A 21331-nucleotide genomic window follows, 5' to 3' on the forward strand; every position below is an offset into this window, starting at 1 on the left:
CCCGTCATCGGAAGGGTCCAGGGGCTCCCGCCCGTCAGCGTTCCGGTCTCGGCCCCGCCAGGATCAGGCTCTCGACCGCCTCGTAGCGCCGGCGTTCGCGGGCGGCCCTGCGACGTCCGGAGAGCACGCTGCCGAGCCACCCGAAGGCGAACCCGAGGGGGACGGAGACCAGCCCCGTGGTGGTGAACGGGAACCAGTTGAAGTCCGCGTGAGGGAACGCCGACGTCGGTGAACCGGACACGAGTCTGGTGCCGGGCATCAGCACCAGGACCGAGAGGGTGCCGCCGATGAGCGTGCTCAACAGGCCGGCGCGGGTGAAGTTGCGCCAGAAGAGGCTGTAGATCAGGGCCGGGGCGATCGCCGAGGCGCCCAGACAGAAGGAGAGGGTCGCGAGCGGCTGGAGACTGCGGTGCTGGACCAGGGCGGCGAGGACGACGATCGGAGTCCCGACGACCACGGCCGAGATCCGGGCGAGCATCGTCTCGCGGTGCGGGGCCATGCCGGAGCCCCGGGCGGCGAACACGTCGTGGGCGAGGGAGTTGGCGCACGCCAGCGTCATGCCGGCCACCGAGGCGAGCAGCGTCAGGAAGATCGCCGTGGTGACCGTGGTGAAGATGAGGGTCTCCGCCCGCGACATGTCCGTACCGAACGCCGCCCGGGAACTGAGCAGATAGGCGGTGTGCCCCCACGGGTCGGCCTTCGCGATCCCGGCCCGGCCGATCAGCGCCGTCGCGCCGATCCCGATGACCGTGGCCACCGCGACGAACAGGGCCACCGACGACACCGCCCACGACATCGAACGCCGCACCTGGCGCGCGCTCTTCGCGGTGTACATGCGCATGGTGACGTGGGGAAGGCAGGCCCCGCCGAGCACGATGGCCAACTGGGTGCTGAGCATGTCGAGGTGTGGATGCGGACCGCCGGCGAACTCCAGGCCGCCGTGCAGATACCGGTCCCGGGCGCCGCTGTGGTCGGCGGCCGCGGAGAACAGCGTCCCCGGGTTCCAGTCGAAGGTCCGCAGGATCAGGACCGCTACGGTCACTCCGGAACCGAGCAGCACGACCATCTTCAGGGTCTGGATCAGCGCGGTTCCCCGCATCCCGCCGATGGCCGCGTAGGTGATCATCAGGGCGCCCACCCCGACGATGCAGCCGGTCTTCATGGCACTGTCGGAGAAACCGAGGATGAAGGCCAGCAGCTGCCCGGTGCTGGCGAGCTGGACGAGCATCATCGGTACCAGCGCCACGATGGTGACCGCGCACGCCGTGATGCGCACCGAACGCCCGGGCATCCGCCGGGCGAGAGCGTCACCCATGGTGAACTTGCCGGTGTTGCGCAGGGGTTCGGCCAACAGGAACATCAGCAACAGGAGGGACAGCAGGGTGCTGAGGGCCAGGACGACGCCGTCGTACCCGCAGAGCGCGATGACCCCGCCGATGGTGAACACGGTCGCGGCCGAGATGTAGTCGCCCGCGATGGCGAGGCCGTTGCGTACGGGGGACAGCGAACGGTATCCGGTGTAGAACTCCTCGAGGTCGTCGCTGTCGGGGCCGGTCAGCACGCACAGCAGCAGGGTCACGGAGACGGCGATGCAGAAGGCGACGAGGGACCAGGACCGTGCGGAGTCGCTGAAGTCCGTCATCGCTCGCGCTCCTGTTCGCCGCCGGCCCAGGGCGCCTGCCGGTTCACCCGGCGCGCCAACGGGTCCACGTAACGGCGGGCGGTGCGCTCGTACAGCGCCACGGCGAGCCAGGTGACGGGGATCTGGGTGAGGGCGAGGACCAGGCCCGTCGACAGGCCGCCGGTCACCGGTCGCGCCATGATGTCGGGCCGCCCGACGGAGAGGGCGAGGAAGAGGGAGAAGTAGCCGAGGGCCGTCAGGGTGGTGAGCCATCGCTGCCGGCGGTAGGCGCGGCGGAGGACGCGCAGGTCGCGGTGGTGTCCGGTCCAGGGGCGAGGGGCCGTCCCACCGCGTAACGGTTCCCCGGAGGGGTCCGGGAGCGCGGGGGAGGAGGCGGAGTGCTGTCCGTGGTGGGGTCGGGCGGAGTTCGAGGCGGAGCTGTCGTAGGACATTCCGGGTCTCCTGGCGGGTTCGGTACCGACGGACATGGACCGCGCGAAGAGGAGGGGCGGGCTGCTCGGGTCCTCGCACGCTATTCGGCGGGCCGGGCAGTGCAAAGGGCTTTGCCTCAAGTGCCTGGTCGGACGGTGTACAGGGCTCTGACCTCCTGTGTTGCTGCTGTCATGGCTGTGGTGGGCGGGACGGGGGCTTCGTGTGGGGAACATGTGTTCGGCGGCTCTCCGGTCCTCGGGACGGTCGGTCGTACGGGTCACGGCGGCGTCCCGGGCGGGGCGCCGCCCGGCGGATCCGGCGGTGGACGAGGGGTCGCGGCGGGTTCCCTGGTGCCGGTGGCCTCGGCCCGCCGCGCGGTCCCGGCAGGCGTCGGGCGCTCAGGAGGCATCGGTCAGCCGGTGCAGGGGGGTGCCGTGCGCCCAGCTCCTGAGGCGCGGGCCGTCGATGAGGTGGATGTCGCCCTGGCGCCGGGCCCACTGGACGTCACGGTGGCTGAAGGTCCCCCGGTGCACCACGAGTCGCAGGGGGGTTCCCGTCCGGCGCCCCGACCGCGCTGGCGCGTCCTCGTCGGGCAGGGGTTCGGCCACGGGACGGAACGCCACCTCGATGCGGTGTCCCTGGCCGTTGCGCGCACGCACCCGGGGCCGGTCCTGAACGGTGGACGGCGGGAGGACCAGCCAGCCGTCCCGGCGCAGCATCCGGGACACGGCCAGGACGAGTCCCTCCGTGTCCAGATCCGCGAGCTCCTCGGGCGTGTAGTGCCCCAGACGGCGACGGGCGAGGGGACGGTGATGCCGGACCGCGACCGGGGTCGCGACGGCGAGGAGCGCCGACGCGGCCACGAGCACGCCGACGCCGAGCGTGCGGTACGCCACGGCGACGCCCGCCACCACCCCGCACACCGTCATCACGACTCCCGCGAGCGCGGGCAGCACCTCGCGAAGGCCGGGCCCGTAACGCCCCTGGTCGCGCAGTGCACGGATCGCGAGTCGCCGCCGGCTGCGGCGTGACGGTCCCTTCTCGGCCTCTGGTCCCCTCCATGCCACCCGGGTCGGCTCCTCCCACCCCGCGTGCACCGATGTACCTGCCGGAGGGATACCCAGCCGTGACGTGCCGGTCGTGCCGAGGGCGAGTTCCGGCCATGAATCCGGCCGAAGTCTTTCGGCGCACGTCACCCGTGGGGCGCGCCGGGCCGCGGATGCCCGCGGTGCCGGGCCGGTCCCGTCAACACGGTCCGACGGCGCCGGTAAGCCGGACGGGTGAGGTCACGGGGGCCGGTCGTGCGGTCGCCGGTGTTCCCGGCCCGAGTCGGGGAAGACGCACCGCATGCACCTCGGGAAACCCCGTGATGCCGGTGATCCGGCGGGCGAGGGGGCGCCCCGGTCCTTCTGCGTGAGGAGTTCGCGTGACCACGTACGTCATCACCGTCCCCGGCACCTTCGTCCACGGCATGTCCGACGGCGCCCGCACCGACATCGAGCGCAGGCTGCGGCCCCAGGACCCCAAGAACACCGATCTGGGCGAGAACGAGGAGCTGAGTCTGCTCACGGTGGAGGAGGACGGCCGGTTCGCCGCCCGCGTCGAGGTCGAGGCCGCGGACCGGTCGAGCGCCGAGCACGAGGCGGTGCGGCTGGTGTCCGGCGCGCTGCGCGACAGCGGTGTCGCCGAGACCGACGCGATGCTGGGGGCCGCCGTGGTGACCGGCATCGACACCGGTATCGACCGCGAACTCTGAGGCGGGGTGCCCGGGAGAGCGGCCACCCCGGGGTCTCCGGGAGAGCCCTCACCCTCCATGCTCCGATGGCGCTCACCGCACCGCGTCGCACCCGACGTCCACCCTCAGGAGCCGGGGCGGTCGCCCGGGGCGCGCCGCGTGAGCCTGGGGCTGAGCCTCGCGGAGCGTCCCGTCGCACGCCGCGGATACGGGCCCGACTGCCGTCCGCCCTGCTGTCGGTCCTGCCGTCCGCCCTGCCGTGCCGTCCCCGCCCGACCGCGCCCATGGCATGATCGCAGTCGCTTTTGCCGGAAGTCGGCACGCTGTGCGGGGAGTCGTGTTCCGAGGACCCCGGCGCAACCGGTAAATGACCAGCAGGAGAACGGGGTACAGGTATACGTGGTGCCCAGCACCGACGTGCACCCCGCCTCCACTACCGAAGGACTGCCGGTCTTGGACCTCGCGTACCCCGAAACACCCGCCGCACGCCGGCCAGGACGGGTGTGGATCATCCGGGTCTCCGGCCACAGCGACCGTACCGCCTCGGTGTCGTGCTCCTCGTCGTGCGGAATGCCGTCCCGCTCCCGCGACCTGACGGCACTCCGCCGCTTCGCCGAGGCCCACGCCGCGGCACACGCCCGTGCTGCCACGGTGCGTCCCGATGCCGCCTGCGCCTGCCGTCAGACCCAGTGCGCGGCCCATGAGGGCACGCACACCCACTGCGCGGGCGGAGTGGTCCTGGTCCTGCGTCACGACCCGGCGGTCGGGCAGGTCTGGACACTGCTGGAGGTCTGCACCGCGTGCGCCCCGCTGATGACGCACACCCGCGTCGTCGGTCGCGCACTCCCGCGGACACGTGAGGCGCCCGCGGCGGCGGGCACGCCCGCGCACGCGGAGCCGACGACCGCACCGGCGGTCCCCGGAGGCTTCAGCGCCCCCACCGGACCGGGTTTCAACAGCGCGGACGCTCCCGCCGCGCCGTCGCGGCGCCGGTCCGGTGTCCGCGGCCGCCCGCAGCCCCGTCAGGGCCGCCGGAACCAGGGCGGGTTTCCGGGCTGAGCCGGCGGGCGGTCCTCATCGCTCCCGCTCGGTCCGCGGGTGCAGGCGGACCCGGCACCGCCCGCACACCCGATGCTCACCCGCGTCCAGCGGCTCTCGCCCCCGAGGGGACAGAGCCCGTCCCGCCGGCCCCGCCGTGACGGCACCGCCGGCCCTGTTCTCCGTGACATGAAGCCTGCGCGGCGTCGCGGTCCGTCCGACGGGGTCCGAGGGCGTCACCCGGGCGACGAGGTCGTACCACTCGTCGCTCCGCGCGTCGCCCCACCGGGGGACCGTACGGCCCTGCGGTGCGTCCGGCGGCATGGGCGCGGCGCCACCGGTCCCGGCCCGTTCAGGGGCCACCCGGCCGGGCCGCACCGTCCAACCGTCCTCGCACAGGGTCAGCGAGACCGTCGACAGCGGCGATACCTCGAAGTGCCGGAAGGCCGTCGCCGGTGCGCACAGCGCGTGGACGAGCGCGGCCCGGACGACAGCCGGTTCGGTGATGATCAGTGCCTGGTCCAGGAACGGCGGCACGTTTCCCAGCCAGTGCGCGACACGCCGGCAGAGCTGCCGCACGGACTCGCCCCCGTGCGGCGTCGCGTCCGGGTCCGTGAGCCGGCTCGCGTAGCCGTACGGGTCCGCCGCCACGATCTCACGCACGGTACGGCCCCGCCACGTCCCGTAGTCGAAGTCGCGCAGCGCGGGCTCGGGGGTGGCGTCCAGTCCGAGCGCGTCGGCGGTCAGCGCGCACCGGACCGACGGCGCCCGGACGAGCGGAGCGTACGGAGGCAGCGTTCCGCCGACGGCCCGTGCCGCACGCAGGCCGTCCTCGCTCGGGGGACCGTCACCGAAGACCGCGTCCCTCGTGGTGTCCGTGGCTGACGCGCACATGAAGGTCAGGCGGAGCGACATCGGCGTACCTCCTAAGTGGCCCGGCGCGGACGCCGGAGGTCGTGAGCCGGCCGAGGACCGTGACGGCGGCCGGGGGGCCGACCCGCCTGGGCCTGGTTCGGGCCCTTGGCAGGTCGGCCGATCAGACGGGCGGGCAGGGTGACGAGACGCAGCAGGCGTTCCAGCGGCCCTCGTCCGAAGGCGCGCGTCCAGACGACGGCCAGCAGCACGGCGGCCGCCGCGAAGGCGACGAGAGCGGGCAGGGCGGCGGAGTCCGGCAGGTCGCCGACGCCCAGCACCTTGATGGCGACGATATGGCAGACATAGGTGGTCAGGGAGATCGAGCCGACCGCGACGACCGGCGTGGCGAGCCGCCGGAAGCGGGCCGAGCGCTCCGTCGCGAGCAGGCAGCAGGCGACGATCACGAGGCCGACACCGGTGCTGCCCAGGATCGACCCCGTGGTCTGGCTGTGCGGCGCGGCCACCAGCAGCCAGTCGGGGGTACGGCTGGTGGGATCGCCCACGGCGTCGGACCACCAGGCGGAGGCGGCCGGACCACCGCCCGTCGCCGCGCTCACGGCGGCCCGCGCACCCGTGACCAGGCGCAGCGCCAGCCAGGAGCCGCCGTGACCGAGCACGGCCAGCGCGGCGCCCCAGAGGGCGATCCGGGCGCGGACGCCCGGCCGGGTGAGGTCGAGCCGGGCCAGCGCCATCCCGGCGACGACGAACGGCAGCCAGGTCAGTACCGGGTACGCGCCGGTGACGAGCAGTTCGACGACGCCGCCCGAACCGGTGACCCTGGCCAGGGGGTCATGGGCGACGACGGTGTCGGCCCAGCCCCCGTCCTGGACGGCGCCCTGCAGCGGATACAGGACCTGGGGCAGGACGAGCGCGGTCGCCCCGGCGACGGCGGCCAGGGAGGCGGCCCGCAGTCTGCGCAGAGGCAGGGCGAGGGCGAAGATCACCCCGTAGGCGGGGAGGATGACGTCGATACCGGTGCCCAGACCGGTCAGGGCGTATCCGAGCGCGATCAGGACGACGGAGCGGATCAGCACCCTGACCACGGCCTCGCGCCCCGCGCGGCCGGTACGCGGCCGCGGGCGCCCGGTGAGCAGGATCAGGGTGAACCCGGCCAGCAGGGCGAACAGGGCGGAGGAGCGGCCGCGAGCCACCTCCATGAGCCAGCCGAGCGGGCCGCCCACCGTGGGGTCGGGACCTATGTGGACCGCGAACATGCCGAGGACCGCCAGACCGCGGGCCAGGTCCAGGCCGACCAGCCGTCCGGTCGACGCGGGGCCGGGGGACGACGTGGCCGGCAGAGGGGCGCGCCCGCGAGAGGCGGAGGCCCGCCCCGCGGGCCCGGCCCCGGGCGGTACGGTCTCCGCCACGTCGTGCGTCATACGCTCCAGGGTCGGAGACACCCGTCCCGGCGGACATCCGGCAGGTGTCCGGAACCGCCCCGCCGAGTGGCTGGCGCGTCCCCGCCGCCCGGCCGGACCCGGTGTCGGACAGCCCCGCGCCGTGCTCGACATGGTACGAATCGGGCAGTGGTCCGACGGCGAGTGGAGCACCTGTGATCCGGGTATTGGTGGTCGATGACGAAGCCATGATCCGTACGGGTTTTCAGCACATCCTCGACGCCGCGCACGACATCGAGGTCGCGGCCGCGGTCCCCGGCGGCCAGGCTCTCCAGACCGCTCAGGACATGCGCCCCGACGTCGTCCTCCTCGACATCCGGATGCCCGACGTCGACGGCCTCACCGTGCTCGCCGGTCTCCGGCGACTGCCCCACCCCCCAGTGGTGGCCATGCTCACGACATTCGACATGGACGAATACGTGACGACGGCGCTCCGCTCGGGCGCGGCGGGCTTCCTGCTCAAGGACACCGACCCCGAGGAGCTGCCGTTCCTGGTGCGGACCCTGGCCGACGGCGGCACCGTCCTGTCGTCCAAGATCACCCGGACGGTCGTGGACGGATTCCTGAACACCGGTCCCCGTGACGCCGCGGCCCACAGCCTCGCCCGGCTGACCGACCGCGAACGGGCCGTCCTCGTCCTCGTCGCCGAGGGGCTGTCCAACGCCGACATCGGCACGCGCATGCACCTCAGCACGGGCACGGTCAAGGACCACGTCAGCGCGATCCTCGGCAAGCTCGAGGTGGACGGCCGTGTCCAGGCCGCTCTGCTCGCCGAACGGGCCGGTCTGCTGAAGGAGCCGCGGGGTGGGGAGGGGGGATGAATCTCCGCAGACCGCCCGCACCACTGCTGGACACCGCCCTCGTCGCCGCGTCGCTCCTCGACGTCTGGGTCAAGGTCCACATCGACGAGCCGCTCCGCCTGTCCTGGGCGCTGGTCGCCGCCTTCGCCCTCTTTCTGAGACGTCGTCGGCCGCTGCTCACCTTCCTGCTCACGCTGCCCGCGGTCCTGGTGTCGGACGCCGTCTTCGCCGCGCTGGCCGCGCTGTACACCCTCGCCTCCTTCACCCGTCACCGCACCCTGCTCGCGGTCTGCGTGACGGCCTTCACGATCTGCGACATGACCAGCTGGCCGTCCCTGAGCTACGACTTCACGAACACGGCGACGGTGATCACCCTGGGGTACACCGCGGCGACCGCGGCAGCGCCCGTCTTCCTCGGCCAGCTCGTCCAGGCCCGGCGTGATCTGTCACGACAGCTCGCCGAGATCTCCGAGGCGCGCGACCACAAGCGGCTGCTGACCGCGCAGAGCGTGCTGGCGAAGGAACGCGCCCAGCTCGCCCGGGAGATGCACGACGTGGTCTCCCATCAGGTCAGTCTGATCGCGGTGCGGGCGGGAGCGCTCCAGGTCGGTACCCGGGACGCCGAGGTCAAGGAGGCGGCCGCCACGATCCGGCGGCTGAGTGTGCAGACCCTGGACGAGCTGCGGCACATGGTCAGCGTGCTGCGCGCCTCCGGGGGGCGGCCCACGGAACTGACACCGCAGCCGTCCCTGGCCGACCTCGAACGGCTGGTGGACAACAGCGGCATCGAGACCGAGCTGCAGACCGACGTGCCCGAGGACCTGCCGCCCACCGTGCAACGCGCCATCTACCGCACCGTCCAGGAAGCGCTGACCAACGCACGCAAGCACGCCCCCGGAACGAGCGCGACGGTACACATCCGCCACCACGACGGTGCCGTCCGGGCCACGGTCACCAACACGGCGCCGACCCGGCCCCCGCTCCCGCTCCCGAGCGCGCACCACGGACTGGTCGGCCTGCGCCAGCGCGCGGCCCTCCTCGGCGGCACCGTCACGGCCGGCCCCACGGCGGACGGCGGCTACGAACTGCGCCTCGAACTTCCGGCCGAGGAGCGGACGTGACGGTCGCGGAGGTCCGGTACGACGGTGGTCGGAGCCGACCCGTCCCCCGCGTGTTTGCGGCCGAATATTTGCGGGGACTCGGCGATCAGGGGGTCAGAGTTCCCCGACCGGAGGAAAAGATGATCATCCTCGGAGTAATTCTGCTCGTCATCGGCCTCGTGACAGGCATCAGCATCCTATGGACCATCGGGGTCATCCTGGTCATCATCGGAGCCGTTCTGTGGATCCTGGGAGGCATCGGACACGCGGTCGGCGGCCGGCGGCACTACTGGTGACGTCGCGCTCCCGCGCGGCACTTCGCCGGAAGGCAAGACTCAGCACCTCGGGTGAGAAACGCCTCGGGTGAGAAAAAGGTGAGAACAAGGAGACGACCTGAGGGGTGCCGAGGCACCTCCCAGGTCTTCTCCTGCCTCGTGACCGCCCAGGTCTTTTCCGGCCGGGTGAGATCTCTCGTCCTCGACATCAGATCTCGTCCTCCAGCCGAATGACCTTCCTGAGGTTCTCGTGCGCCTTTCCCGGGGTGCCATTCTGCGCTTCGAGCAGGGCGGCGGCGATGGCGTCCAGCTTGCGCTGGATCGCGCGGTCGGCCCGCAGTTCGGAGTTCTTCAGCAGGGCGAGGAGCATGAGGGTCACCGCGGTCATGGATTCGCCGGCGAAGAGGAGCCACGTCACTTCGACGCCGACGATGTGCAGCGCGACGGTGAGGGAGACCAGCGCGAGGCAGAACACGAAGAAGACCGGTGAGCTGGTGAATTTCGACGCGGACTCGGCGAACCGTTCGAATCTGCCGCGTTTGTCGCCACCACGGTCGGCGGGGTGCTCGATGGTCATGATCCTCTGTGCTCTCCTCATGGCTTGGCGGTCCACCCGGTGCGCCCGTTCCAGTGGCCTGGGGCGACAGGCCCGGGGCGGCGGGCCGGGGCGTCGCGCGCGGGGTGCGGCGCGACGCCCATGACGCCCATGACGTTCTTGCGTCCGCCGGGGCCGCGGCACCGGCCGCACCCTTTTCGTGCGGCGGCGCGCTCCCGACCGCGGTCCGCGCGCGGCCTCAGTGCCTGGTCGCCCTGCGCACGCGGTCCGCGGCCTTCCCGGTCATCTCCTGGGCCTTGCCCCGCAGCTGTTCGCTGCGTCCCTGCCGCTGCATGGACTTGTCTCCCAGGGCCTTTCCCAGGGTTTCCCGCAGCCGGCCCGTGATCTGTTTCGTTTTCGCGTTTCCCTTGATCATCACGATCGCCTTCTCACTCGAGTCGCCGCGGTGCGTTCCCGCGGAGGCGACGCACCTTTCCTCACCGTGTGGCCGCCGGGCGGGTGACGCAAACCGGCGCCGCGCGAGCGATTCGACGGGCTACGGGGTTCGGCTTCGCGGACGCGTACCCCGTTCTCCCCGTTCTCCCCGTTCACCCCGTTCGCCCCGTTCTCCGCGTTCTGTGTGTTCTCCGTGCTCTCCGCGGCTTCCGTGGTGCCGCGCCCGGCGCGGAGCCTCGCCGCCACGGGGATGGGGGCGACGAGGCTCCCCCTGCCGTGTGCCCCGGCCTGCACGGTCCATTCCGTGTGCGCCACCCCCGCCGGGCCGGACACGGCGGAGCCCCCGTCCCACCGTCGGCGTGCGGTGGGACGGGGGCACCCCCGTGCCGGTCGGTCAGGGCTGTGCGGTGAGCGTGAAGCTCTGCGCGGACGAACCGTCGCAGGCGCGCTGGGTGAGCTGCACGCTGTTGGTGGCGGCGCTCGCCGCCGTCAGGCACTTCCCGCTGTGCCGGGCGCTGAAGTGGTAGCGCCCGGTGCTCTCCTTGACGGGCAGCCACTGCTGGTTCTGCCCGCCGCTGTAACTCCACAGCTGCAACGGCGCGTTGTCGGCGGTCGAGACGCCGGTCACGTCGATGACCTGCTGCGGGTTGGCGCGGATGCCCGCCTGCCGGTAGCCGCTGTCGGTCGAGCGGAACTGGAACTGCTGGGCCTGGGTGCCGTTGCAGGCGTACTGCTGGATCGCGGTCCCGTTCGCCGTGGCCGCCGCGCGCGCGTCCACACACGTGCCGTTCCCGGCGTTGGTCAGCGAGTACCAGGTGGTCTCGGAGATCGAGTCGGCCGGCGGGGTCGTGCCGCCCGCCCCGCCCAGCCACTTGAGGCCGTCCAGCACGAACCGGTTCTGCGTCTCACTCGCGAACGTCGACGACAGACGGGTGTTGGTCGAGTAGTCCATCGCGTTGTGACCGAAGTTCGCGTACAGCATCTTGTACTTCGTGTTGGTCCACAGGATCGGGTAGTAGCCGCTGTACCAGCTCTGGTTGGGGTCCGTGCCCAGCGGGAAGCTGCTGGGGTCGACGGACGCCAGGATCTTGATGTCCGGGTTCTGCCGCAGGTCGTTGGACCAGCTGTACCACTCGCTGACCGCCGAGGTGAACGTGGCCGGCAGGTTCTTGGTGGCGGGGTGCGTACGGTCCTCGACCTTCAGGACCGCCGTGGTCGGACCCCAGGTGTTCGACTGGAAGTTCCCGCTGCCGAGGAACTGGTTGTGGTACCAGGGCCAGTCCGAGGCACTGGTCGTGAAGGCCGAGACGTGGAAGCCCATCCAGGCGCCCCCGTTCCGCATGTACTGCTCGAAGCCGCTCCGCTGGGCGGACGTCTGCGGCAGGTCGTCCAGGAACAGCACGACCTGGTAGGTGTTGACGCCGCCGTTGCTGAGCAGGTCCCAGTTGGTGCTGGCCGTGTAGGTGAAGCCGTTGGCGGCGGCCTGCTTGGGGAACCAGTCGTTCGCTTCCTTGTCGAAGTCGATGTGCGCCGCGTCCCAGGTGCCGCTGTAGAGCGCGAGCACCTTGAACGGGGCCGCCGTCGTGCTCGCCTGCGCGGCGGGTGGTGCCGCCACGGCGAGCAGCGTCGCCAGCAGCAGCAGCACCCGCAGGATCGCGCGCTTCGGTCGGAATCCGGTGGTGTGCATCGGCTGATCGGTCCTCTCCGGTCGGGTCACGGGTAGCTGACGAGGTTGGCGACGTTCGTACCGGAGTCGGACGGGCCGCCCCGGTCGTTGACGACGTGCCGTATGGTTCCCGTGCCGCCGAGGGAGACCGTCACCATGTCCTTGAACTTCACGTTCGCGGTGTTCGGTGCCTCGATGGCGTGCTCGGCGGCGACCGAGGAGTTGACGTTGAAGAAGCAGTAACTGCCGAAGCCGTACACCTGGTGGCTCGTCACCGAGTTCGCCACCTTGTAGGCGGCGTATCCCTGCGTGGATCCGTTCATCCAGGCGGCCTGGTTGGGCGGGTCGTACGGCATCTCGTTCTGGTAGAAGTACGTGCGGCCGCCGTTGCCGTTCCAGACGGTCTGGTACTTCTGGTAGTGCTCGACGAACAGGCCGTACATCGTCACGTCGTCGCCGTTGACGACGAGGCCGGTGTCGGCGGTGTTACTGGTCCAGCCCACGCCGCTGCCGTGGTCGGCGCGCCACAGCCACAGATGGTCGCCGATGACGTCGTCACTGTTGATGGTCAGGCTGGTGGTGGCCTTGCCGACGCCCGCGCCGCCGATGCGGAAGAAGACGTCGTGCAGGGAGCTGGGGTCGGCGCTGTGGTCGGCGGAGGAGCCGCTCGGTCCCATCTCCATCAGCTGGGCGGAGTTGGTGGTCCCGGCGTCGATCAGCAGACCCGCGAGCTGGACCCCGTCCACGTCCGCGACCGTCATCGCCGTGATTCCGTTGTCGGGGATGAGCGTGGCCAGGCCGAGGCCCAGGACGACGGTGTCGGGCCGGGTCACCTTCAGTGTCTGGGAGAGGTGGTAGACGCCGGGGGTCACCAGCAGGTTCTTGCCCTGGGCGAGCGCGTCGTTCATCTGGGCGGCCGTCGCGCCCGGCTTGACGACGAAGAAGTCGGACAGGGGCAGGGACGCGCCCGCCGGGGTACCCGCGCCCCAGGTGGTGCCGGTGGTGTTGGTGCGGGCGGAGGGCACGAACACCTTCCAGGCGCCCGCCGAGTCCACGTAGAGGAAGGGCTTCTCACGGGTGACCGGTGCCTGGGTGACCGTCGTGTAGGGCGGGTTGGGGAAGCTGTTGGCCGGGGCGTTCTTGGAGCCGACGAAGACCATGTTCCAGTTGGAGCCGGTCCAGCTGCCCCACTCGGTGTTCCGTGACAGCCACTGCTGCTGCGAACCGGAGTTGACCTGGCCGTCGATCTTCGTGTCGGCCATGTAGCCGCCGCTCGACCAACCGCCGTCGTCCAGCGCGAGGTTGCCGCGCAGATGCATCCGCCGGTAGGGGGCCGCCTGCGACACCGCCCAGCGGTCCGAGCCGCCGGTCGGGGTCACCGACAGGTTCTCCGCCGAACGCCAGAAGTTCTGGGTGGCGTTGCCCTGGAACCAGTCGGCCTCCGCGTGCACAGCGCCGCGGATGTTGACGTCGTCGGGAGAGAGACCGAGGCCGGCGACCTGGGTGTAGAAGCCGACGTTGGCGTTGGCGTCGTAGGTGCCCGGCTTGAAGAGGAAGGCCTTGCGGGCCGTGCCGAACTGGTTGGTCTCCTGCTGCGAGAACGCCGAGTTGAGGCTGCTCTGGATGGTGGCGGCGGGCGTCGACGGATCGAAGACGGTGACGTTCGGGCCGAGGTCCGGGGTCCCCGGCGGCGGCGTCGTGTCGACGGGGTTGACGAAGAACGACTGGGCCGCCGTGCCGTTGCACGTGTACTGCTGGAGCTGCACGCTGTCCGCGGTGGACGCGCTGGGCACGTCGAGGCATTTGCCGCTGTTGCGGTTGACGAAGTGGTACGAGCCACCGGAGTCCGCGACGGCCTGCCACTGCTGGTTGTTGCCGCCGCTGTACGTCCACAGCTGCACCGGCGCGGCGTCCGCCGTCGAGACGTCGGTGACGTCCCAGGCCTTGGTGGCGTCGGCCCGGTTGTCGACCTGGGAGTAGCCGCCGGAGGTGGCCGCGAGCTGCCACTGCTGGGCCTGACTGCTGTTGCAGGCGTACTGCTGGACGGCGGTGCCGTTCGCCGTCGCGGCGGCGCGCGCGTCCACGCACTTGCCGCTGGCGGCGTTGACGACCGTGGCCCAGCCGGTCGGCAGTGCGGCGGCAGCGGTGGTCGCGGCGGTCGCCCGGTCCTGTGAGGCGGCCGTCAGGCCCGAGACCGTGGTCGCGACCAGGGCGACCGCGGCGAGGGCTTGCGGTATCCGGCGGGGACCGGAAGGTCTTGTCGGTCGAGGCATGGAGCTCTCCTGCGGTGGTGGGGGGTCGGGGCGGGTCAGCCGGTGTACTTGGCGAGGACGCGGGTGTAGTCCCAGTCCTGCTGGCCCACTCCGGAGCAGCTGTCGGCGACGCCGCTCGTGCAGGGGCGGTCGCGGTTGACCGACCAGAAGGTGAGCCGCGCCAGGTGGTGCTGCTGGGCGTAGCCGAGGATGGTCTGGAAGTCCGCGACGGTGACCGTCTCGTTCTGGTCGGTGATGCCGTTCATGGAGGAGATGCCCATGTCCCGGTACGCCTGGTCGTCGCTGTAGCCGTAGGCGTTCTTGAGGGCGGTCTTGAGGCCCTCGGCGGCCCGCTGGGTGAGCGTGCCCATGTTCTGACCGGCGCCGCCGAAGTCGAACGGCATGATCGTCCAGCTGTCGACGGTCAGACCGGACGACGCGGCCCGGTTGATGAGGCTCGTGTCGGGGCCGTTCTGCCCGGTGCCGATGGTGACGTACAGCTTGATACCGGGGTTGTTGGCCTTGACGGTCTTGAGGGCGTCCACGGTGCGCTGCTGGACCGTCGGGTTGCTGTAGGCGTCGGCTTCGATGTCGATGTCGATGGCCTTGAGTCCGTAGGCGTTGATGACCTTCTGGTAGGCGGACGCCAGCTCTCCGGCGCTCGAGCAGGAGCTCTCCAGCTTGTTGCCGCTGTAGCCGCCGAACGACGGGATGATGTCGCCGCCGGCCGCTCGTACGGTGTTGACCGTCTGCTGGTCGACGCCGCCGGTCAACGCACGGCTGCCGTCCCACTGCGGGTTGCAGTAGCCGTTGCTGAGCACGAAGGCCAGCGTGAACCACTTGACGCCCGTGGCGTTCATGACGGTGGTGGGGTTCGGCGGGCTGCCCCAGCCGTTGTAGAGGTACGGGGCGACGGCCATCGGCGCGCTGGGATTGGTGCCGCCGCCACCCGCGGCGGGGGCGGTCCACTTCTGGTTGGCGCCGCCCGTGCAGGTCCAGATCTGGATCGGGGAGCCGTTCGCGGAGGTGTTGCCCGTGACGTCGGCGCACTTGTTGGCCTGCGGGTTGACGAGGTCGCGGGCCGCGGAGACCGTCCACTTCTGGTTCGCGCCCCCCGAGCAGTCCCACAGCTGGAGCCGGGCGCCGTCGGCGGTCGAGTTGCCGGTGACGTCGAGGCACTTGCCGAGGGCTCGTACCGTCCCGTCCGAGCCGACCGTCCACTGCTGGGCGGCTGTGCCGTTGCAGTCGTAGAGCTGTACGGCCGTGCCGTTGGCGGAGTTCGCCCCGGCCACGTCGAGGCACTTGCCCGCGAGGCCCGTGATGGTGCCGGTGGCGGCGGAGGCGGGCGCCGCGCTCAGGGCACCGACCGAGAGCGCGAGCAGCGAGGTGGTGAGCGCGGCGCGCAACACGGTGGAACGGGTGAGGGGTTGGCTGGTCATCTGGGGGGATCACAGCCCTTCATGTGAGGCTGATGGTGGGGGAGAGTTCACGTTCTTGAATGACAGGTGCATTCATGGAGCCGTGGTGATCGGGAACTTAAAGGTCTGAACCAAAGTCGTCAAGAGATGAAGCAAAGGAGTCTGTGAATTGGCTTCGATGCAGGAGGAGTTGAACGGGTCGGAGCCCGGCGGCGACTGTTGGGAGTCGGGACTCCGGCCGTCCGGGGCCCCGGCGCGGTCACGTCCCCGAACGGCGGTTCAGCGCCTGGTGTCCGTGGACCACAAGGACCCATGTGGTGACCCGCGCCTTCTGGCCTCCCGTTCGAGGGACGTGGTGGTGGTCGCGGACGCGGCCACGGACGACGGGGGTGGCCGCGTTCACCGGTGGTCGGGCGGGCCGGAGACCCGTGGTGGAGGGCGGGGTGCGTTCGAACGGGTTCGGAAGGGTGCGGTGGGCACGTGTACACGCTGTTCATGCGTGCGGCACGTTTCGAACAGTCGCTCTCTTTTGCCGTCTTTCGGGTGGCGCACGACCGGCCCAATGGCCGTAACGATTCTGCGCTCCTGCCCCTGAGCTGGCCTTTTTCCGTCACTCGATCCGAATGGCTCTTTCGTTCGAATCGCGTCGCGTGGCGAGGTGATCTTGATCCGATCTACAGTCGTGCCGCTCGCTCAAGATCACTCCCCTTCGAGGCGTGTGTGACCCACGAATTCCCTCGCACCGAAGCTCCCTCGGCGATCCCGTCGGCGGCTCGGCGCGTCCTGGTCACCCGGTCGACGGCTGAGGGCGCGTACCGCTGACCGCGTCCGGTGCCGGACCGGCCTGAGGGTCGGCCGCGCCGGTGCGGCCGGAGCTCCCTGCCGTGCGGCGCCGCGCCGTGACGGCGTCGCTCCGCCGGTGACGGCCGTCGCCGCCTCGACCTCCTGCCCCCTCTTCCCTCGAAGTCCCCTTCCCGCAGCTCTCGTTGTCCTCGTCTCCGCCACCGCCGCCGGTGGTGTCGAAAGGAATCTCCATGTCCCCTGTCCAGGCCGCCGTCACCGCCGTCCTGACCCAGAAGTTCGAGGTCCGCCCTGAGAGCATCCATCCGGACGCCACCCTGGAGAGCTTCGACCTCGACTCCCTGGCGCTCGCCGAATTCGCCCTCGTCCTCCAGCAGCGGCTGGGCATCCGGGTGGAGGAGGACGAGGCGGCCGCGCACAGCACCGTGGGCGGGCTCGTCGCCGCACTGAACGCCAAGCGAGCCCGTGAGGGCCACGCATGACGTCCCGTCAGAGAGAGGTTCCGATCACCGGCCGGGGGCTGATCACCCCGGCCGGTGTCGGCCGGGAGGCGACCCGGAAGGGGATCCCGCGAGGTCGCTCCACCGCGCCGACCGGCCCCGAACTCAAGGACCCCGGCGCGTCCACGTCGCGCTGAGCCGGTCCTCCGGGATCGACGGGCATGACGTCGTACCGGCCCGCACCGAGGGCCGACTGCCGCTTTTCACCGAGGCCCGATCGGAGGACCGTATTCGATGACCGTGCACAGCAGCATCGTCCACGTGACCGTCCACATCCCGGAGGGACGGCAGAGCGTGGCCGCCGTGGAGGACCGGTTCCGGGCGGCCAGCCCCACGATCCCGTTGTCCCGGGGAGTGCTCCAGCGCATGTACGGGCTGGCCGAGCGCACCGTGGCCCCGGACCACGAACAGCCCTCCGACCTGGCAGTCCGCGCGGCGCAGCGGCTGCTCGCGGACACGGACACCGATCCGGCCGACTTCGACCTGCTCCTCTACGCGGGCATCCTCGCCGACATGGAGGAGCCCGCCACCGCCCATGTCGTCGCCGACAAACTGGGTCTCGGGTGTCCCGTGCTCGACCTGAAGAACGCCTGCAACGGCGTCCTCAACGCCCTGGAGGTCGCCGACGCGTTCATCCGGGGCGGCCGGTACCGCAGGGTGCTGGTGACCACCGCCGAGGTCAGCACTCGCGAGAGTCGCTGGGAGGTCGACGACCCGGCGGAGGTCCTGACCGCGCTGCCGAGCCTCAGCACCGGCGACATGGGCTCCGCCCTGCTGGTGGCGGCGAGCGACCGGCCCGGCATCCTCGGCACGCGCTTCTTCGCCAACTCCTGGGGCTGGCGGGCCGCGACGCTGCCCAACCCTTACGCGCAGCACCGCACTCTCGGCCGACTCCGCATCGACTCCGCCCAGTTGGTCGACTCGTTCGAGGGACTGCCCGCCAAGGTGCGCGGGGCGCTGGAGGAGTTCGGGGTCGAGAGCGCCGATCTCGACCTCGTCTGCGTGCACCAGCCCTCGGTGCCGTTCACCCGGGTCGTCTGCGCATGGGTGGGAGTGGACCCCGGCCGGATCCTCGCCACCTTCCCCGCCCACGGCAACGTGGCGACCAACACCATCCCGCTCCAGCTGGCCACCGCACTGGAGAGCGGCCGCCTGCGACGCGGCGATCTGGTGGGCATGTTCGGCTTCGCGAGCGGGGCCAGCGCGGGAGTGGTCCTCTGCCGATGGTGAGACGACGGCACCGCGACACACCGCACGCGTCCGGGCGCACCGCGTCCACCGGTGCGCGCCGTGACCACCGGCGTACTCCGGCCGCCGCCGGAATCCCCACGTCCTCCGACTCCGTACGAACCATGGGAAGGGCATGCTCATGAAGCGGTCACCCCTGGACGGCCGGGCGCCCGGTGCGCCCCGCGTCCCGCCCCTCCCGCCGTCCGAGTGGCCCGCTCCGCTCCGCGCCCTCCTGGCGGACTCCCAGAAGGACGGTGCCGGCCGGGTCAACCTCTTCGGCACCCTCGCCCATCACCCCGCCCTGGCCCACGCGTGGCTCTCCCTCGCCCGGGTGCTCACCCACGAGGGCACGCTGGGCGACCGCCGACGCGAGCTGGTCGTCCTGCGCACCGCCCACCGGCTCGGCGGGACCTTCGTCCACGAGCGTCACCGCACGCAGGCGGCACGGGCCGGACTGACGACGGGGGAGATCAGGGCCGTCGCGGCGGACCAGGACACCCATCCCTGGCCGGAGGAGGAGCTCGCCCTGCTGGAGACCTGCGACCTGCTCGCCGCCAACACCGCAGTACCAGAAGCTCTTTGGCAGCGGCTCACGCGCTTCCTGGGTCCGGAGCAACTGGTCGAGCTGCTGATCCTCGCCGGACAGACCGCCGCCATGTGCACCACCCTCGGCGTCCTTGGCACCCCCGCCGACGACACCGGTACCGGACGCCCGTGCCGCGGCGGTGCCCTCACCCTCAGGGACACCCCATGACCCCGACCAGGAGCCGGACCCGACCATGACCACCACCGCACCCGCACCCGTACCCGTACCCGTACCCGCACCCGCATCCGCTCTCGACCTCCCCGCCCCGTACGGAAGGTGTCCGTTCGACCCGCCCCCGGCCTACACGGCCGCCGCCCGGGACGCCGCCGTCACCCGTGCCCTTCTGCCGAACGGCGCCAGGTGCTGGCTGGTCACCGGCCACGAGGAGGTGCGCGCCGTTCTCTCCGACCCCCGCTTCAGCGCCGACGCGCGCGCCCCCGGCTTCCCGTTCCTCTCCGCCGGGCAGCGAGAACTGGCGACCGCGAAGCCCAGCTTCATCCGCATGGACGACCCCGAACACGCCCGTCTGCGCCGCATGGTGACCAAGGACTTCCTGGTCAAGCGCATCGAGGAACTGCGTCCCGCGATCCAGCGCATCGTCGACGGGGCCGTGGACCGCATGACCGCCGGACGCGCCTCGGCCGACCTCGTCGCCGACTTCGCCCTGCCCGTCCCCTCGTCGGTCATCTGTCTGATGCTGGGAGTGCCCTACGAGGATCACGAACTGTTCCAGTCCCTCAGCCGCACCCTGCTCGACACCCGGACGAGCCGCCGGCGCGCCGAGCAGGCGCACGCCCAACTCAATAAGTACCTGGTCGAGTTGGCCCACAGGAAACGTCTCCGTCCGGCGGACGACATCCTCAGCCGCCTGGTGGTACGTGACGACCTCACGCCCCAGGAGACGGCGTCCCTCGGATTCCTGCTGCTCGTCACCGGTCACGAGAGCACCGCGAACATGGCGGCCATCAGTGTGCTCGCGCTGCTGCGCGACCCGGGGCAGGCCGCGCTCCTGCGCGAGAATCCGGAGCGCGTCCGCGGGGCCGTCGAGGAGCTCCTGCGCCACCTCACCATCATTCATCTCGGCCTGGGCCGTGCGGCGACGCGCTCCGTCGAGGTGGGCGGGGTCACGATCGAGGCGGGTGACGGCGTGATCTGCATGCTGTCCACCGCCAACCGTGACCCGGCGGTGTTCGCGACCGAGGGCGGCACCTGCCCCTCGGAGTTCGACGTGACCCGGGACGCGCGGCGGCACCTGGCCTTCGGGCACGGAGTCCACCAGTGCCTGGGCCAGACGCTGGCGAGGGTCGAGCTCCAGATCATCCTCGCCACGCTGCTCCGGCGCCTGCCCGGACTGCGGCAGGCCGCACCGGCGGAGGAACTCCTCTACCACCGGGACGCGATTGTCTACGGACCGCGCTCGTTGCCGGTGACCTGGTAACGGTCGGGGCGCGTACCGGGGGAGAGACCCCGCTCGGTGCCCTCGGTGCCCTCGGTGTCTTGGTGCCCTCGGTGTCTTGGTGAGCCCGTCGACTCCCCTCCGGTGGTGGCCAGGGGCCGCGCGTCAGCGTGGGTGTGAGGAGACCGCTCCCTTGGGCTCGGGGCGCGGCCGGTCTCCGAGCCGGCCGCCCGCTGAACCGTGCCCGGGCGCGCCGTCGGTCCGGCTCTCCAGCGCGTGCAGGACCGCCACCATGTCCTCGCCGCCGTGGCCTTGGGCGACCGTCTCGCCGAAGAGCGTGTGGCAGATGTCGAGGAGCGGGGAGGCCAGACCGGCCTGCCGGGCGGCCTCGGCGATCAGCCGGTTGTTCTTGAGGACGTCCGTGGCCGCGGCCTGGACGGCGAAGTCCCGGGCGAGCAGCTTCGGTGCCTTGACGCGCGACACGGCGCTGGCCATCGGGCCCGCGTCCAGGACGTTCCGGAGCAGGCGTTGGTCGAGCCCGTGCCGGTCGGCGAAGTGGAAGGCCTCGGTCAGACCGGTGACCAGGGTGATCAGGAACAGGTTCACCGAGAACTTCATCAGCAGCGCGTCGGGGACGGAGCCGCAGTCGAACTGCTCGCGGCACAGGGGCGCGAGCAGTGGGCGCACGGCCGTCACGTCCTCGTCGTCACCGGCCAGCATGACCACCAACTGCCCCTGCTCCGCGGGGACCCGGGAGCCGGACACCGGGGCCTCGACGTACCGTCCGCCCGCGGACCTGATGTCGTCCCGCAGGCCCGCCGAGTACTGCGGTGACACCGTGCCCATGTGCACGACGGTGTGCCCGGCGACGCGCGCGGCGAAGTCGGCCGTCCCGCGCGCCAGTACCGCGTCGACGGCGGTCTCGTCGGCCAGCATGAGGATGACGGTGTCGGCCCGGTCGAACACCTCACCGGGACCTGCCGCGACCTCGGCGCCGGCCGAGCGCAGGGGATCGCAGGCGGCCGCGGTGCGGTTCCAGACGACGAGAGGGGTCCCCGCGCGGGCGAGGTTGAGCGCCATCGGCTGTCCCATGACCCCGAGGCCGACGAATCCCGTGTACACCATGCGTCACCGCTTCCGTTCCACCGCGCAGGGGCCGCCGCGGGCGCCGAGCCGCC

20 protein-coding genes are annotated in these 21331 nt (G+C 71.4%); 9 read left to right on the forward strand and 11 right to left on the reverse strand.

The genetic code is table 11. The features are described 5' to 3' along the window. Positions 1-34 precede the first annotated feature (34 nt). The 3 genes from OG776_RS38480 to OG776_RS38490 all read right to left on the reverse strand — a co-directional run bounded on the left by OG776_RS38480 (position 35) and on the right by OG776_RS38490 (position 3120). Complete coding sequence (locus tag OG776_RS38480) at positions 35-1642, reverse strand: sodium/solute symporter (protein WP_148012646.1); 1608 nt, start codon at positions 1640-1642, stop codon at positions 35-37. Beyond that, positions 1639-2073, reverse strand: a complete 435-nt coding sequence (locus OG776_RS38485) for a DUF485 domain-containing protein (protein WP_148012647.1) — start codon at positions 2071-2073, stop codon at positions 1639-1641. Before OG776_RS38485 ends, OG776_RS38480 begins: the two co-directional genes overlap by 4 nt. Before the next feature lie 378 nt (positions 2074-2451). Continuing rightward, the gene (locus OG776_RS38490; RefSeq protein WP_329323392.1) at positions 2452-3120 is read right to left on the reverse strand and encodes a hypothetical protein; all 669 of its coding nucleotides are present in this window, start codon (positions 3118-3120) and stop codon (positions 2452-2454) included. Between the two features lie 359 nt (positions 3121-3479). Here OG776_RS38490 and OG776_RS38495 point away from each other — a divergent pair, with 359 nt between their 5' ends. Next, positions 3480-3809: a hypothetical protein gene (locus tag OG776_RS38495; protein ID WP_148012648.1), complete on the forward strand. Its 330-nt coding sequence runs from the start codon at positions 3480-3482 to the stop codon at positions 3807-3809. Between the two features lie 381 nt (positions 3810-4190). Next, a complete protein-coding gene (locus OG776_RS38500; RefSeq protein ID WP_261994882.1) occupies positions 4191-4847 on the forward strand; it encodes a hypothetical protein in 657 nt (218 codons plus the stop codon). 15 nt (positions 4848-4862) lie between these two features. Here OG776_RS38500 and OG776_RS38505 read toward each other — a convergent pair whose 3' ends face one another. Then, a complete protein-coding gene (locus OG776_RS38505; protein WP_148012649.1) occupies positions 4863-5741 on the reverse strand; it encodes a histidine phosphatase family protein in 879 nt (292 codons plus the stop codon). A gap of 11 nt (positions 5742-5752) precedes the next feature. Then, positions 5753-7120, reverse strand: coding sequence for a DUF418 domain-containing protein (locus OG776_RS38510; protein ID WP_148012650.1), 1368 nt, complete (start codon positions 7118-7120; stop codon positions 5753-5755). Between the two features lie 173 nt (positions 7121-7293). On the opposite strand from OG776_RS38510, the gene OG776_RS38515 reads away from it, so the two are divergent. The 3 genes from OG776_RS38515 to OG776_RS38525 all read left to right on the forward strand — a co-directional run bounded on the left by OG776_RS38515 (position 7294) and on the right by OG776_RS38525 (position 9334). After that, complete coding sequence (locus OG776_RS38515; protein ID WP_148012651.1) at positions 7294-7959, forward strand: response regulator; 666 nt, start codon at positions 7294-7296, stop codon at positions 7957-7959. Beyond that, positions 7956-9059 (forward strand): sensor histidine kinase, encoded by a 1104-nt coding sequence (locus tag OG776_RS38520; RefSeq protein WP_329323393.1) that lies wholly within the window; start codon positions 7956-7958, stop codon positions 9057-9059. Before OG776_RS38515 ends, OG776_RS38520 begins: the two co-directional genes overlap by 4 nt. A gap of 119 nt (positions 9060-9178) precedes the next feature. Then, positions 9179-9334, forward strand: a complete 156-nt coding sequence (locus OG776_RS38525; RefSeq protein ID WP_187285904.1) for a DUF6131 family protein — start codon at positions 9179-9181, stop codon at positions 9332-9334. A 187-nt stretch (positions 9335-9521) separates the two neighbouring features. On the opposite strand, the gene OG776_RS38530 is transcribed toward OG776_RS38525, so the two are convergent. The 5 genes from OG776_RS38530 to OG776_RS38550 all read right to left on the reverse strand — a co-directional run bounded on the left by OG776_RS38530 (position 9522) and on the right by OG776_RS38550 (position 15661). After that, a complete protein-coding gene (locus OG776_RS38530; protein ID WP_148012653.1) occupies positions 9522-9890 on the reverse strand; it encodes a low affinity iron permease family protein in 369 nt (122 codons plus the stop codon). 217 nt (positions 9891-10107) lie between these two features. Further along, complete coding sequence (locus OG776_RS38535) at positions 10108-10284, reverse strand: CsbD family protein (protein WP_329323814.1); 177 nt, start codon at positions 10282-10284, stop codon at positions 10108-10110. Between the two features lie 414 nt (positions 10285-10698). Continuing rightward, on the reverse strand, positions 10699-11991 hold the full coding sequence (locus tag OG776_RS38540; RefSeq protein WP_329323394.1) for a ThuA domain-containing protein: 1293 nt from the start codon (positions 11989-11991) through the stop codon (positions 10699-10701). A gap of 26 nt (positions 11992-12017) precedes the next feature. Next, positions 12018-14243: an RICIN domain-containing protein gene (locus OG776_RS38545; protein WP_329323395.1), complete on the reverse strand. Its 2226-nt coding sequence runs from the start codon at positions 14241-14243 to the stop codon at positions 12018-12020. A 35-nt stretch (positions 14244-14278) separates the two neighbouring features. Beyond that, positions 14279-15661 (reverse strand): ricin-type beta-trefoil lectin domain protein, encoded by a 1383-nt coding sequence (locus OG776_RS38550; RefSeq protein ID WP_148012656.1) that lies wholly within the window; start codon positions 15659-15661, stop codon positions 14279-14281. Between the two features lie 1013 nt (positions 15662-16674). Here OG776_RS38550 and OG776_RS38555 point away from each other — a divergent pair. The 4 genes from OG776_RS38555 (at position 16675) to OG776_RS38570 (ending at position 20195) form a co-directional block, all read left to right on the forward strand. After that, the gene (locus tag OG776_RS38555; RefSeq protein ID WP_329323396.1) at positions 16675-16923 is read left to right on the forward strand and encodes an acyl carrier protein; all 249 of its coding nucleotides are present in this window, start codon (positions 16675-16677) and stop codon (positions 16921-16923) included. Between the two features lie 252 nt (positions 16924-17175). After that, positions 17176-18171: a 3-oxoacyl-ACP synthase III family protein gene (locus OG776_RS38560; protein ID WP_329323397.1), complete on the forward strand. Its 996-nt coding sequence runs from the start codon at positions 17176-17178 to the stop codon at positions 18169-18171. Between the two features lie 139 nt (positions 18172-18310). After that, positions 18311-18925 carry a carboxymuconolactone decarboxylase family protein gene (locus OG776_RS38565; RefSeq protein ID WP_329323398.1) on the forward strand — a complete coding sequence of 205 codons (615 nt, stop codon included), beginning with the start codon at positions 18311-18313 and terminating at the stop codon, positions 18923-18925. Between the two features lie 25 nt (positions 18926-18950). After that, positions 18951-20195 (forward strand): cytochrome P450, encoded by a 1245-nt coding sequence (locus tag OG776_RS38570; protein WP_329323399.1) that lies wholly within the window; start codon positions 18951-18953, stop codon positions 20193-20195. A 123-nt stretch (positions 20196-20318) separates the two neighbouring features. Here OG776_RS38570 and OG776_RS38575 read toward each other — a convergent pair whose 3' ends face one another. Further along, positions 20319-21278 carry an NAD(P)-dependent oxidoreductase gene (locus OG776_RS38575; RefSeq protein WP_443077320.1) on the reverse strand — a complete coding sequence of 320 codons (960 nt, stop codon included), beginning with the start codon at positions 21276-21278 and terminating at the stop codon, positions 20319-20321. Positions 21279-21331 lie beyond the last annotated feature (53 nt).

It is taken from the genome of Streptomyces sp. NBC_01689, from assembly GCF_036250675.1.
In the GTDB taxonomy this organism is placed as follows: domain Bacteria; phylum Actinomycetota; class Actinomycetes; order Streptomycetales; family Streptomycetaceae; genus Streptomyces.